Source organism: Trichocoleus sp. DQ-A2 (genome assembly GCF_039961915.1).
GTDB lineage: Bacteria > Cyanobacteriota > Cyanobacteriia > Cyanobacteriales > FACHB-T130 > FACHB-T130.
On the sequence record NZ_JAMPKD010000004.1, the window covers coordinates 94,805 to 109,157 of the forward strand.

A 14,353-nucleotide genomic window follows, 5' to 3' on the forward strand; every position below is an offset into this window, starting at 1 on the left:
CGCCTTAGCAAAGCATAGGCATTAGCGCTTTAGGAGGCTAAAAAAAGAAAATGAAGATAGTTTTACGAAATATCCAGAATCGCAGTTGAAGAAATCATGGTTAATGAGAATTTAATTTCGGGTTGATTGAAACCAAAATTATCAATGGTTTATCAATCATTTTCTAAATAATCGAAAATTTGTTCCTAGGTGTACTTGCATTATGAAGAATCTGCTTCATGCCACATATCACGGCATATTTTGGTTCTGTAATATTACATTTTTGCTGGTTGTCTGCGCTGGGTATTGGCCTGCATATACAGGCGAAATCATTAAGGCTGCGTCGAATAGTCCGATCGAAAGAGAATTTTTCATTACCCTTGCAGTTCTGATTGTGATATCGATTATCTGTACGGTGCTGGGACTGCGGCGTTTCCGTAAGCAACCTTTACAGCTGATGCGTTTGTTTTATGGCGTGGAAGCACCCCTGTTTCTCCTGTGCCTACTCTTCTTTTTCCTCAGACAGGGACTCCGCCTCCGGCTTGCGGAACTCACCCCCGCTAGCGCTTTGATTTTGGGCACAGTGGGCGTTTGTATCGTTGCTTTTTACCTCGAAGTGCTATACGGCTATGCAAAACGTCATCGAGCGATCGCATGGTTGCAAATGATGGCTCACAGTCTGATGCCGGGGGTTGGTGTGTACCTAGGGTTGCTGCTGCTATTTTATGCCGCACCCGCAGCCGCCTTTCTCGTGTACAACTTCTTCCAATTTCAGTGGATAAGGGACTTTGGGTATATATGGGCTTCCGGAAACTGGTGGATGCCCGTCTCTTTTATGCTCTTTTGCGTAAGCGTTATCCTATCCCTGTTCATGCCTTGGATATTGGCAAGCTACTACATTCAATCTGGGCAGCGAATCTTACGTGCTTTTGCGGCTCAGCATGGGCGAAACCGCACTGTTATTGGTTCGGGGACGGTGGTGACTGCTTGGATGATTCTGTGCCTCTCATTCAATGCCCAGCCTCAGATTCAGGCATTTAAACTGTTAGAGAACCCAGCACCATCAGACAGCGAAAAGGCAGCACTTGTAGCCAAGTCCGACTTGATTCGGGATGGACTCCTGAACGCTTACTTTTCTTCTTATCGGTATCTGGGCACTTCAGAAGAAAATGACCATATCCGCGTTATGTATGAGAGCGTTTTTGGCTTACCAGAGCTGCTTTCCCAGTTCTTCCAAGACAGCTACAATCACCTGATGTCGCCGTTTTTATACAACGGTTCCCTAAGAGATATGGAAAAAGCTGGAAAGCTGTACGCCCAGTTTTTTGACAAGCCAATTCAAAAAGCAGAACGACAAGCAATTCAACACGCTTTGCAATCTAGTGGAAATTTGGACGACGCAAAGGCAGGATTGCTAAATATTAACCAGGAAAAGGTGTGGTTGCGATCGCAAAAAGTCACCGTTAAACCACAGGGCGATTGGGCAGATGTGGAACTCTACGAAGTATATGCCAACAAAACCACTGATGTTGAGGAAATTTTCTATTCTTTTTCTTTGCCAGAAAGCGCTGCAATTACAGGAGTTTGGCTGGGCGACAGCGAGAACTTAGCCAAGCGCTTCCCCTTTAAGGTTTCGCCACGCGGTGCCGCTCAGAAAGTTTATACTTCACAGGTAAGGCGCTGGCGTCCCGTCGATCCAGCTTTACTTGAGCAAGTTGGGCCACTTCAATATCGCTTGCGAGCCTTTCCCATTCCTCCCCGTTTATCACCGCAGGAACAAGCGGAGTCAGAAGATCGACCAACCGAAATGCATCTGTGGCTGACTTATAAAGTCATGCGACAACAGAAGGGGTGGGCGTTACCTCAGCTAGGCGAGAAGCGTAACATTTTTTGGAATCAGGACACCCAGCGTATCCGCAATGGAGAAGTTTTAGCACGGGTTGGTGATGAATGGTTGGAACCTTTTTTACCAGCAACTGGGCAATATCAGCCAAGTCTGCATCAGGTTAACTTGCCAGATGGCTACCAAATCTTAGCCAAGCCGTTAGCTGCAAAAAATTACTTGATGCCCCAAGGGAAGCGGTTTGCAGTCATTGTCGATGCTTCCCGGAGTATGGCAGTACACACCAAAGAACTGACGGAAACATTGAGCTGGTTGGAACAACACGGCTTTGCTGACAACATCTTCGCGAATAATGATGCTGATTTGTACATCAGTGCGTCCCCTGGTGCAAAACCGCAGCGCATCGATGATATCAGTCGCTTCAATGCCAGGAAGATGACATTCTACGGCAGCATACAACCCAAGGAAATGCTGCGGCAGTTTACGCAACTGCGAGGGAATACGTCTTACGACGGCATCTTATTGGTGACGGATGAAAGCGGTTACGAGTTATCAGACAATCGTAAAGATGTGCCAGTAATGCCTGCACCGTTGTGGATGGTGCATCTAGGATCGCTGCCACCTGCTTACGACGATGCAACTCTTAAAGCCATTCAAGACAGTGGTGGCGGTGTGTGTACTAAAATTTCCGAAGTTTTGCAGCGACAGGCAACGAAGGCAGCGTTAGGGTCATCTGTCGTCAGCGTAGTGGATGGCTATGCTTGGGTTCTGGAAAAAGCCCCGGAGAACAGTCAGAGTGCTGATACAACTCAAAAGCCCGACAGTAAAGGTTTTGAAGCTCTGGCGGCGCGGCAAATGGTTTTGGGGCTGAGCAAACAGATAAAGGGAAAGCAGATTGCTCAACTGGATGCCATTCATGCGATCGCTAAAACTTACAAAATTGTCACGCCTTACTCGTCCATGATTGTACTGGTCAATGACGAGCAACGACAGGCTCTTAAAATTGCGGAAGCTCAGAAAGACCGTTTTAATCGTTCGGTTGAAGATGGAAAAGAGCAGCTGAGGCAACAGAACAATCGTTTTAACGCTAGTGTACCCGAACCGTCTGCGATTATCGGGTTGGTAGCGATCGCCTTGTTCCTGATTCGCACTCGTCAACGCAGCGTCAAACTACAATAGATGCACGTTTCGACTGCGAGAAACAGAAGGCTCAAAGGCTCACTACTATAGCCATTCAAGGGTTGGGTGCGATACATCAGTAAGGGCTTTTTGAATGCCATGCTTCTACAATGACATTCAAAAAGCCGCTACTGAACGTTAGAACCGCAATCTATTCCACCCAACCGAGAAACGCTCTATGCTCTATCGTAATTTCTCAACGCAAGCCGAGCTGGATGCTGAATATAACGTAGAAAAGTCAGTACCAGATTTCACTGTGTACGCAGATTTCTACGTGAAAACAAGCGCTAGCGTACGCTCTGCGTTGTACTGCAAACTCCAGGTTCCCTTTGGTCCCACCCTAGCCGAACATCTGGATATCTTTCCAGCCGCTCAACCGGATGCCCCCATCTTGGTGTTTATTCACGGTGGCTACTGGCGACTGCTCAGCAGCCAGGATTTTAGTTTAGTCGCCAAAGCCCCTGTGGAAGCAGGAGTGACAGTAGTGGTTACCAACTATGCTTTGTGTCCTTCCGTGACAATGGATGAGATCGTGCGTCAGAGTCGAGCAGCGGTTGCCTGGATTTACAAAAATGCTTCTAGTTTTGGAGGCGCTCGCGATCGAATTTATGTCTCCGGTCACTCGGCTGGCGGTCAATTAACAGCAATGCTGATGGCAACTGACTGGGAAGGAACCTACGGTTTACCCGCCGATATCATTAAAGGAGGCTGCGCGATTAGTGGTTTATTTGACCTGATGCCCTTTCCCTACACCTGGCTGCAACCCGCTTTACAATTAACTTGGGGAGAAGTTCTCCGCAACAGCCCCATCCTGCATATTCCCGACAAAGCCGGATCGCTGATTGTCACCTACGGCGGGGATGAATCTAAAGAATTTCAACGCCAGTCCGAGGAGTTTCTAGCAGCCTGGAAAGCGAAAGGTTTAAAAGGCGAATATCTACCCCAACCTGGTAAAAACCACTTTACTGCCATTGATGGTTTTCTGGATGTCAATAGCAACCTGTGTACTGCTATCCTCCGACAGATGGGCGTTAAGGCGTAGCGCTAATTTAGGGTTGGGTTATGAGCCGATCTCCTCTGCAAACAAAAATGCCCTCTCTGGTGAGAGGGCAGCATTGCTTTTATGGATTGAGGAGTTTCATCGATACAAATAAAAGCGTAAGCCGTGGATGTGACGCGGGAGTGGCAATCAGATATCAATGTTGCGATCGCCTTCGAGTCTCGCCGCTGATGCTGTTCTTGTAGCCTGCGAAGGCAGTTTGGTTTGTAGAGATGCGATCGCCTTTGTCTCTCTGTCTGACGGATTTTCTTATTCAAGCGCGATCTCATCCACCCAATCTTGATAATCGGGATCTCGATTTTCTGTAATCGCTATAAGTTTTTCTCGCAGTTTTGTAGTAATCGGTTTGCTCTCTGGTAATTGATAATTTTCAATTTTTTTGACTGGCGCAACCTTGGCAGCAGTCCCACTCAGAAAAACTTCGTCAGCGATAAAAAGCTCTGATTTATCAACGGGTCTTTCTATCGTTTTAATTCCTAGATTTCTGGCAATTGTTAGGACGCTATCTCTGGTAATTCCTTCTAAAATATCCTGTTCAAATCCAGGGGTAATCAGTTGCCCATTTCTCACTAAAAATATATTCATCCCAGAGGCTTCGCAAATTTTTCCCTGCGAATTCATCATAATTGCCTCATCAAAGCCTGACTCTACCGCCTCAGTTTTCGCTAAGGCAGAAGTAATATATGCGGCGCTGATTTTACCTCTCAGAGGCAAGCTGCGATCTTCTTGTCGATACCAGGAACTAATTCGACAGCTGACTCCTTCCGGAGATAAATAATCTGCTAGTTCAATTCCATAAACTAAAAAATCTTTCTCAACATTATGAAGCCTAGGAGCAATTCCTAACCCCGAAGTATATACGAGAGGGCGGATATAAAAAGACTTATTTGGTTGATTTTTTTTTATAAAATCAACGATAGTTTCTCGAATTTTAGAGGCTGGTATATCGTAGTGTAAATACTTAGCACTATCACTTAACCTTTGGCAATGACGGTCTAATCTAAATAGTAAAATTTGCTTATCATTTTGAGGATCGGGAATCCCTCTTAATCCCCCAATTGCGCCAGTTCCATAGTGCAAAGCTTGGGTAGCAATAGAAACTTTGGCTTCGTTAAAAGGGACAAATTTATTCTGAAAGTAAGCAATGGGTAAAAAATTATTCATAAGCTTAAAGAAGTTTTTCCAGATGTTTTTCGATTTGCCGATTGCGATTCTACACATTCGGCTTCCTGAACTTTCTTTCAAAATCCAAAAGGAATGTGTGTTCCGACTGAATTAGGAAATTCAAGAACGTTAGTGACTATTACTATATAATGATGTCTTGATTTCGAGCTAGTACAGATTTCGATAGTTTGAATAAAACATTTTAATAGTAGGGTGGGCATTGCTCACCCTACTGTTGGGCTAACCTGCTACTTGGCTAACAACTAGCAATCTCGTTACCCGCGATCGCAGGCTGGGGTGATTCTGGCACCAGACGCGCCACAGCTTGCTTGACAAATCCTTGCAAGAAAGCAACTCGTTGATTTTGCTGAAACACTTTTTGCAGGGTTTCGCGCAACTGATCCAGATTCAAGGGACGCCCTTCGGATGTCGTAGCGGCTTCCTGCGCTTGGAAATATTCAATCAAGCTCAAACCCGCTAACCGGGTTAGATAGGCAGCGCTGACCCCCTGAACCGCTCCTCCGGCGACAAATGTGATTGCATTGCTCTTGAGAACCCCACCTACGGTTTGAGTCGTTAGCTCGACTAAACCAAGCTTGAGCATCAAGCTACCCATTGTCCCAGCGATCGCTTGCGCTTGTTGAATAGAGAATTTTTGCTGATATAAATTACCGAGATCCATGACTAGCTGACCGTTAATGGCAGCAGTTGCCAGCAAGTCCAAGGCGGGGACGGGGTTCGCAAAGGCGGTGGCGGCGGCAATCCACTGATATTGCTCGATAACGGGAAGGGCGCGATCGCGTCTCACTTCATTTAAGGCGGATTTCGCTTCGGCTTTCAGCGCATAAGCTGCCCTCCAAGCCGTTGCCCAAACCAGCTGTTGACTTTCTTGAGCTAAAATTTGGCTTAACCGAGTTGCGATCGCACTCATCTCAGGGGCGGGGGTTTCCATCCACTCCCGCACCGAACCATCCGGTTGATGCTGACGCACTTTGATGGGGGTAGGAGAAGCAGCGATCGCTACAACGTCTTCTCCGTTCAGCGTTCCTTGCATTCGTTGCCGCAATTGCTGCAACACCGTGGCGCGTTCTTCAGGTAAATACCGATCTTGCTTGTTAAGCACTAGCACTGCGCGCTGTTTAGATGCCGCTAGTTGCTGTAAGGTTTGATATTCCGGATCGGTCAAATCTCCATTGGTAAGAAATAGCACAAAATCTGACCTCTCCCCGATTCGGGAAGGGGGCGGGGAGGTGGGGTCAATTGCAGTAAATAAAGCGGGTGTCTCTTGCAAGCCGAGTTTTTGCGGCTGTTGCGAAACCCAGTTGGACTCTAAAACTTGAATTAAGGTGGATTTGCCGACTGACTTTCCGCCAGTGACAGCCAGATGCATCTCCTGGCGGTCGATTTCAGTCGTAATTTTGGCGAGTTGTTCTCTTAGCGGGGCATTTGCCGGATGGTTTTCTGCCTCTGCCTCTAGCTGGCTAATCGTACCTTCGGTTTGAGCGATCGCTTTTTCTACTGTTTCCCTATCCATCTGGCTGACATCTGGCAGATGAAGCTCTTTGGCTGTCTGTTTCTGGAATAACCAGAAACCAGCGCCGAGTGCGATCGCGCCAATTACACTAAACTCACCGACTGTCCCCGCTGAGTCATGAAAACTCTGCAACAGCCAAAGTGAGAATGATAGACCAATTCCCCCGACTAAAATCGGACGCCGCAAATTCACAGCCATAAATATTTAAATGTAACCGAATCGCTGCTAACCAGCCTACAACAAATCCCTGCAACCTTTTGGGATTGCAGGGATTGTTTACTTTTGTATTTGGTGGCGGGAAGTGGATTTGAACCACTGACCTTCGGGTTATGAGCCCGACGAGCTACCAGGCTGCTCTATCCCGCGTCGTTGCCAACTTATTTACTATAACGCAAATTCAAGAATGTGGCAACTACAACATCGAAAGTTCTCCAACGACATCTAGGCGCTTGAATTTGCTCAAGCTCATAAAGGTTTCCGATAGGGTTTCCGCCACCGTGGGACTAATCCAACCCATTTGCTTAAGTAAATGAATGGCAACGGCACACTTTGCCCGTCCTGCTCCATCTGCCACCTTAATTGCTAGTCCCATCCCTTCGCCAACGCGACCGATGCACTGAATCCCTTCAGCACCCCCTTTGCTGATGATTTCACCTTCGGTCAGACGCATGAGTTCTGTATCAAATAAACCTTCTCCTGCCACCATATTTGGGTGATGGGTCATGGCACGGACGATGCGCTCCATATCCAAATTATTCCCAGAGGCAAGCTGACCGTACAAGGTACCCATTTGCCCCAGCTGCATGAAGTAAGTCGGAGCGCCACAATCATCGTGGGCACTGATGAACTCTACAGCGGGCATTCGCAGCAATTCGGCAACTTTGCCTAAAATTAGCTGCTGAACGGGGTGGTTGCGCTGCAAATAGGTATTCAGAGGCCAATGCCTTGCTTGGCAAACGGCAAGCATTCCAGCGTGTTTCCCGGAACAGTTATACTCCAGCGGACTCCGTTTACCTTCTGGAATTGGACACTGAAGTGCTGATGGGTCAACATCCGAGCGCCAAAGAACGTTAAAAGCCTGTCGGACTTGGGCAGTCGTACCTTGGTGGGAGCTACAGATAATGGCTAAGTCTCGATCCGTTAGCTTGTAGCGTTCTAGGGTGCCGGTAGTCGTAATTGCCAACGCCTGGAATGGCTTGAGGGCGGAACGAACAAAAGCAGCGGTTTCCGAACTGCCTGCCACGGATAGGACGCGCCCTCGGTTGTCACAGACGACTGCTTGGGCGCGATGCGTTGATTCAATAATGCCTTCTCGCAGCAACCGAACTTCCAGTTCTGCGGATTGATTTCTTTTTCCCCTTGTCATGGGTAAGACTTTATCACTTTTTGTTAGTTGTTCAGTAGCCTGCGATCGCTTGTTCTGAGGTCGTCGGTAGACTGTGCAGCCTTTCCTTACTATCCACTACCTCTCGCTCAATGACCTAATGCCTAATGACTCATTACAGAAAATACCAAGTTAGACTACCTGCAAAGAAAAATAAGGCAAGCAAGACAAAGGTTCGCTGTAACCGCTGAAGGATTGGTTGAACTTGGTAAGTGACGATCAAGCGATCGCGTGTCAAAATTTCTTCTGGCTTTGTCCAGCACTGACCGTCATACCAACCGGATTCTTCATAAAACACTTGTTGATTCTCTAGGCGCGATCGCACGTAAGACCAACCCAAGTACAGTCGCACCAGTGCCAACACCACTCCCAAGCTCGCTCCTGCTGCACCCATGAGGATAAACTTGCTCGGATACTTTCCTGGCGCAAAGCTTGCCGCTGCCATTGGACCTGCGACGAACCAGCCGAGACCCCAAATCCAAGCCAGCTTTTTGATGTATCCTCCCAGTTCCAGCGTCACCCAGCGAAAAGACCAAGAATCCTTCAACTCCTGGTACTCATTGAGCGGTTGTTGTTCGGCGGGAACTGGGCAAACTGAAACTGGAGTTTCCATCATGTTTTTACTCTCCCATCGGCTCACGATGCTGAGAAATCGATTTTTTCAGCATGACCCCAGAATGCTTCCAGATTATAGAATTCCCGCTCTGGAGGCAACAAGATGTGAATGATGACATCCCCGTAATCCAACAGTATCCAGCTGCCTTCTGCCTTTCCTTCCACGCGCAGAGGCAGGCGTTGCCACTCCGTTTCTACTTTCTGTTCAATTGATTGGGCGATCGCTCTCACCTGGACTCTGGAGAAGCCGGTTGCGATCGCAAAGTAATCCGCCAGATAGGATACCTCTCCTACCTGTAGCAATACGATGTCAGCCGCTTTGCGGTCATCAGCAGCTCTGGCAGCCGTTAAAGCCAGCTCTTTGCTTGCTTTTTGTTTATCTGCATTGACAGCCAGTCGAGCAGAAGCATTCGCGTCGTCTCCGTTGGAGATGAATGCTTCGTTCCCAGTAGAGGAGGACTGTATCTTGAACTGTTCTGACATTAAATCCTGATTTCCTTGTTCAAAAACACCTATAAATTCCTTCAAAGTTGGTTCAACTCACAGCACTGTACTAGAGAGATGCTGAAGTTTCTATTTTAATTTTTGAAGTTTCGAGCCTCAGCTTTTTATGGCTTTTTTTAACTTTTCATTTCATTTATCCTTCATCCTTTCAGCTTCAGGTTGCTGCTTTTTGCTAGCGATTTGAAGTGCCCAATTACGGCTACGGATCGTTCGAGGGTGAATTAAGCAACGAGTTTCGAGGAGATATTTCAGGGAATAATCACAAGTTAGCCAAACAGCTTTGTAGAGATTTTGCCAAGCAACTTGTCTTAAAGCTTCTAACTCAGGAGTGTTACCTCTGCCTGGTTCCAGAGTATCAGCCAAAAACACGATACAACTCAATTCACTCATTCCTGGTCTGCCTAAGGTGTGATCCTGGATTGCCTGCAAAATTTCTTCATCAAATATTCCAAATTTGTCTCTAGCAACAATTGCACTAACATCTGCGTGCAATAAATGCGGATTTTCTTCATCCACCGGGTCTAATTCCAATCCTTCTTCTCGTGCCATTTGTAACAGCAGCGAAGGCTTAAAGTATTTTGCGAGATCGTGCATCAACCCCGCTGTCCCTGCTTTTTTCTCGTCGAGTTGATAATGCAGCGCTAGCTCAATAGACATCCGCTCGACGCCTAATATATGTTTGATTCGAGCGGCAGGGACACGATCTGCTAACCAGGCTAAGACCTGTTCGCGCATTGGGCGAGGAACTCCATAGGGCTATCGGGACAGAAGCAAAGGGCAAAGCCTAAGGCTTTGGGCGATCGCTAGTTCCCAGGATAATAAACGCTAGGCATCGCGCGATCGCTACTTCAACCCGACAACCATTTTGCTTTCATTCTAGATCAATGAAGCCTAACCTCATCAAACAGCTTCTCATACTGCTCCAAGGCGTGCTTAAAGGAGTAATTTTCGATAGCATATTGTCTGCCTTGCTGACCCAGTCTTTCCGCTTTGTCAGGGTTTTTATATAAGTCTAAAATTGCTGCTGCCAGAGCCTCAGGATCTTCTGGGGGAACGACGACACCGCCGCCGCTATGCTGCACCGCTTTAGCTGCCGTACCACTAGCAGGAACAGAAGCCAAAATTGCCCGACCGCTGGCTAGCAGCACCTGAATTTTAGAAGGCATATTGAAGGAAATCACGTTTTCCTTTTGCATCACCAACCCTACATCCGCCGCTGCCAGTAGTTCCGGTAATTTTTCGCGGGGTTGAAATGGCAGTAGCAAAACGTTTGGCGCATCCACTTTTTGACAATAAAGCTCCAGGTCTTGTAAGGCTTTATCTTCTCCCACAATCACCACAGCAATGTCGGGAATATGTCGCAGGCAAGTCGCCGCATCGATCAGGGTCTTTAAGGGTTGGGTGCGACCAATGTTACCGGAATACAGAACCACAAATTTGCCGTCGAGTTGGTGAACGGCTCGAAAATAATTATTTTCTTTAGGCAAAGGTTGGATAAAGTTAACATCAACCCAGTTAGGAATCAACCTAATTTTACTTTTTGGGACTCCTTTACCAACTAAATTATCAACAAATCCATCAGCAATGACGCTAATCTTCGTCGCTGTTCGGTAAGCAAAATTTTCCAGCTTTTCAAAGATGGCAATCATCCGTTTGTTGGTGAGCAACCCCGTATGAACTGCGGCTTCCGGCAAAATATCCTGGAGGTTCAAGACTACCGGACAGCGGTGCAACCATCCTAGGAGCGCGGCTGGAACGGAAACTGGCAGGGGCGGTACGGTTAACAAAATTACATCTGGTCGCCTGCCTTTGAGGGCATGGACTAAGCTGATCAGGACAAAGCTGGCATCCAATAGAATTCGATCTATCAAACCCGGTTTCGGGCGAATCCAGACATAATTGCGCTGAATGGCTACGCCATTTTCGAGTTCTGTTAGGTACAATTTCCCCTTATATTTCTCGTAGATGCGCCGTTGCGGATAGTTTGGCATGGCAGTGACAACTCGCACTTGATGACCTTGTGCTACCAAACCTTCCGCTAGTTCGGTCATCAAGGGGGCAATGCCGATTGGTTCGGGATGGTAGTTGTAGGAGTAAATCAATATCCGCATGATCTAGGTCTTACCAAATATTTAGCACCAAGCTTTTACCTAGTCTAATCGGGGGTTGCGGTATGTTGGTACAATCGCGCATCTTCTTTGAGGAATAATGTGGCTTTTTCTCGGTCTATTTCTCGGTCTATAAGTGCGATCGCGCTTGTAGATGAGATTTATTCCCAGTTGTCAGAAGCAGCAGCACATCTAGGAGAAAGCGAATACTCTCCAGTTTTAGCGAATTTTTCTTCGCATCAGCAAGCAATTTCGTTCGTCAGGCATCCGCGTGTAATCGAGTTCATCTGTGAATTGTTGCATAAATATCAACCCGCGACCTCCTTCATTCTCCAGGGGGTCAAAATCCTTTTGACCCACCACTTGCAACTTTGATTGCAGCTTGGCTTGCAAGTTAAACGGTTTTCCGTAGTCCCAAATCCGCATTTCCAGATAGCTAATATAGACTTTCACCTCAATCTGTATTGGGGTGGTTGGGGGCAATGAAGAATGAGCGTGGCGAATGACGTTCGTAAACCCTTCAGTCAAGGCTACCTGGGACTGCCACCATAATTCATAGGGCAGTAGCGGTAGAGTAAGTTGCTCAAACCATTGCAAAACTTCTGTTAAAGCATTTAGATCCGTCTCCACCTGAAGGCGGGATTGTGCTATTGGTTGTTCCTTTGTCATTAACAGAAGTAATTGAGGTTTCCTAATAAGCACCACTGTTTTTGCGAAATAAAATTAGGATTGTTTTAACAATTAACTTGAGGTCGTAAATCAGGCTCCAATTCTCTTGATAGCGCAAATCTAAGCGAATCACGTCTTCAAAATTGCGTACTTGCGATCGCCCATTTACCTGCCACTCACCCGTCATTCCTGGTTTCACATCTAAACGCTGCCATTCCGGAACTTCGTATCGTTCTACTTCATCAGGTGTCGGGGGTCTCGTACCGACTAAACTCATCTCCCCTTTCAGAACATTCCAAAACTGCGGCAGTTCATCCAGGCTTGTCTTCCGTAAAATTCGACCCACCCGTGTTACTCGCGGATCGTTTTCATTCTTGAAAAAGGCACCGCTGGCTTGATTCTCGATTTTGTCTTTCAGTGCTTCCGCGTTTACGCACATCGAACGGAATTTCCACACCTGAAACCGTCTTCCCATCCAACCGCAACGGATTTGACTGAAAAAAATCGGGCCAGGATCGTCGAGCTTAATCACAATGACGATGGGAATAAACAAAATTGCCGTAATCCCTAAACCCACCAGCGATCCCACCACATCAATACCACGTTTAATCCACGAGCGGACGGAAGGATGAGTCGTTGGTAGCTGAATTTCTGATTTTTTCCCAGGGATTGTGGTTGTGCTTTGGCTTGGCGGCTCGATCGTTAAAACTTGATCCAGCCCCGTCATCGCTAACACTGCCATCACTTGAGGATGGACACCCCGAAGTACTAATTCGACTTGTTTCTCCCGCGCTAGCTTTACATTACTGACCAGCGCACCAATACCACTGCTATCAATAAATGTGGTCTGACTCAAATCAAAAACTAATTGCTGGGTATCGGCACTCTCTTGTAAGAATTGCTGACAGCTTTTCTTAAAAGCCACGGCCTCAAGAACAGTAAGGCGAGGGGGTAGCTGGACTACAGGAGTGTCGTTGAAGAACGTAATCCGAAAATCTGCATCGGGGATCGGTCCAACCATGTAAACCTAGTGCTAAGGTGCCATCTTATATTTTGAAAAATATTTGAGATTAGTCAATTCAACTTCATTAAAAGTTTTTGTAAAGAATTATTTTATTGTTTTGATATAATTCTACCTAAATCAAATTCATCGAGTGTCCATAGTAGCACTGAAATAGCGAATTGTACCAAGAATTTTTTAAACTGCTTCTAAGGGTACCAAAGAGCAAACAGCTTGGCGGTGGTTAAAAATTGTAGTTATCGTGAGTTATCCTCAGGGACCGACCGGAATCATCAATATTGACAGAATTATCAAGCGGTGAGAAGGCTGACTGGGGAACCCCCTGCCAACAGCGATCGCTGTTGGCAGCACGCGCAGAGCCAAGCATACTTCCCGCGTGGTTAATCTAGGAACTCAAGGCAGATAATGAGATTAGTAGAAACCTTAAAGTAAACCGAGTCCGGAGCGAACCAGTCGCATCTCAAGTCAGAGCAACAATGACCCCTAACACTGCCGACTATCCCACTGCGCGGCTAATTGAAGTCTTCTCCGCCATTCAAGGGGAAGGACTGAATGTAGGCACCCGCCAAATATTTATCCGCTTTGCCATCTGCGACCTGCGCTGCCATTTTTGCGACAGTGCCCACACCTGGTTAGCTCCAGATAAATGTACTGTGGAGCAAACACCTGGCCAAAGAGACTTTGAAACCCACTCCAATCCAGTGTCTAGCTCGGTGTTACTAGAATGGATTGAACGGCAAAATCAACCTGGTTTGCACGACAGCATCAGCCTCACGGGTGGCGAACCGCTGCTTCATGCTCCCTTCCTAGCTAAATTTCTGCCTGTTTTGCGCCACTCCACAGGGTTGCCAGTCTACCTAGAAACTGGCGGTCATCGTCCAGAACAACTAGCCCCGATTTTGCCCTTCCTGGACTCTGTAGGCATGGATATGAAGCTGCCTAGCGTCAGTGGAGAACAAAGGTGGGAAGCGCACAGGGAATTTCTCCAGCTTTGCCATGACTCACGGGTTGATAGTTTTGTCAAATTAATTATTTCTAGCCAAACTGAGTCATCTGAGCTGGAACAGGCATCTGAATTGGTGGCAGCAGTTAGCCCTGCTATCCCGGTGTTCTTACAGCCAGTAACACCCCTACAAATGCCCCATCATCTGCCAGTGTTTGCTCCAACCCCCGAGCAGGTTCTGGAGTGGCAGGCATTAATGAAGCGAAGCCTCAAACAAGTACGAGTTGTGCCACAGACTCACAAAATGCTGGGTCAACTTTAGAATTGTTCATGGTTCATAAGGAATTCTC

At 47.0% G+C, this 14,353-nt stretch carries 12 protein-coding genes and 1 tRNA gene; 3 read left to right on the plus strand and 10 right to left on the minus strand.

Annotated features, from left to right (window positions below; translation table 11 throughout):
• Nucleotides 1–202: 202 nt before the first annotated feature.
• Both NC997_RS04865 and NC997_RS04870 read left to right on the plus strand, forming a co-directional pair.
• On the plus strand, nucleotides 203–3,001 hold the full coding sequence (locus NC997_RS04865) for a TIGR02921 family PEP-CTERM protein (RefSeq protein WP_190528369.1): 2,799 nt from the start codon (nucleotides 203–205) through the stop codon (nucleotides 2,999–3,001).
• 178 nt (nucleotides 3,002–3,179) lie between these two features.
• The gene (locus tag NC997_RS04870) at nucleotides 3,180–4,043 is read left to right on the plus strand and encodes an alpha/beta hydrolase (protein ID WP_190528371.1); all 864 of its coding nucleotides are present in this window, start codon (nucleotides 3,180–3,182) and stop codon (nucleotides 4,041–4,043) included.
• A 267-nt stretch (nucleotides 4,044–4,310) separates the two neighbouring features.
• Here the strand turns inward: NC997_RS04870 and NC997_RS04875 are convergent, their stop codons facing one another.
• The 10 genes from NC997_RS04875 to NC997_RS04920 all read right to left on the minus strand — a co-directional run bounded on the left by NC997_RS04875 (nucleotide 4,311) and on the right by NC997_RS04920 (nucleotide 13,060).
• Nucleotides 4,311–5,225 carry a branched-chain amino acid transaminase gene (locus tag NC997_RS04875; RefSeq protein WP_190528373.1) on the minus strand — a complete coding sequence of 305 codons (915 nt, stop codon included), beginning with the start codon at nucleotides 5,223–5,225 and terminating at the stop codon, nucleotides 4,311–4,313.
• Between the two features lie 256 nt (nucleotides 5,226–5,481).
• Nucleotides 5,482–6,957, minus strand: coding sequence for a DUF697 domain-containing protein (locus NC997_RS04880; protein ID WP_190528375.1), 1,476 nt, complete (start codon nucleotides 6,955–6,957; stop codon nucleotides 5,482–5,484).
• A gap of 91 nt (nucleotides 6,958–7,048) precedes the next feature.
• A tRNA-Met gene (locus tag NC997_RS04885) sits at nucleotides 7,049–7,125 on the minus strand.
• 46 nt (nucleotides 7,126–7,171) lie between these two features.
• Nucleotides 7,172–8,125 (minus strand): asparaginase, encoded by a 954-nt coding sequence (locus NC997_RS04890; RefSeq protein WP_190412552.1) that lies wholly within the window; start codon nucleotides 8,123–8,125, stop codon nucleotides 7,172–7,174.
• A 133-nt stretch (nucleotides 8,126–8,258) separates the two neighbouring features.
• A complete protein-coding gene (locus NC997_RS04895) occupies nucleotides 8,259–8,759 on the minus strand; it encodes a CGLD27 family protein (RefSeq protein WP_190412553.1) in 501 nt (166 codons plus the stop codon).
• A gap of 20 nt (nucleotides 8,760–8,779) precedes the next feature.
• Nucleotides 8,780–9,286: a ribosome silencing factor gene (rsfS, locus tag NC997_RS04900; protein WP_242030385.1), complete on the minus strand. Its 507-nt coding sequence runs from the start codon at nucleotides 9,284–9,286 to the stop codon at nucleotides 8,780–8,782.
• 105 nt (nucleotides 9,287–9,391) lie between these two features.
• Nucleotides 9,392–9,997, minus strand: a complete 606-nt coding sequence (gene yqeK / locus NC997_RS04905; protein WP_190429389.1) for a bis(5'-nucleosyl)-tetraphosphatase (symmetrical) YqeK — start codon at nucleotides 9,995–9,997, stop codon at nucleotides 9,392–9,394.
• 146 nt (nucleotides 9,998–10,143) lie between these two features.
• On the minus strand, nucleotides 10,144–11,373 hold the full coding sequence (locus tag NC997_RS04910) for a glycosyltransferase family 4 protein (RefSeq protein ID WP_190528377.1): 1,230 nt from the start codon (nucleotides 11,371–11,373) through the stop codon (nucleotides 10,144–10,146).
• Nucleotides 11,374–11,589: 216 nt separating this feature from the next.
• Nucleotides 11,590–12,039, minus strand: a complete 450-nt coding sequence (locus tag NC997_RS04915; RefSeq protein ID WP_190412556.1) for an anti-sigma regulatory factor — start codon at nucleotides 12,037–12,039, stop codon at nucleotides 11,590–11,592.
• A gap of 22 nt (nucleotides 12,040–12,061) precedes the next feature.
• Entirely contained in the window at nucleotides 12,062–13,060 is a 999-nt protein-coding gene (locus NC997_RS04920; protein ID WP_190528379.1) for an anti-sigma factor antagonist, read from the minus strand.
• A gap of 476 nt (nucleotides 13,061–13,536) precedes the next feature.
• On the opposite strand from NC997_RS04920, the gene NC997_RS04925 reads away from it, so the two are divergent.
• Nucleotides 13,537–14,325, plus strand: a complete 789-nt coding sequence (locus NC997_RS04925) for a 7-carboxy-7-deazaguanine synthase QueE (RefSeq protein ID WP_190528381.1) — start codon at nucleotides 13,537–13,539, stop codon at nucleotides 14,323–14,325.
• Nucleotides 14,326–14,353: the final 28 nt, after the last annotated feature.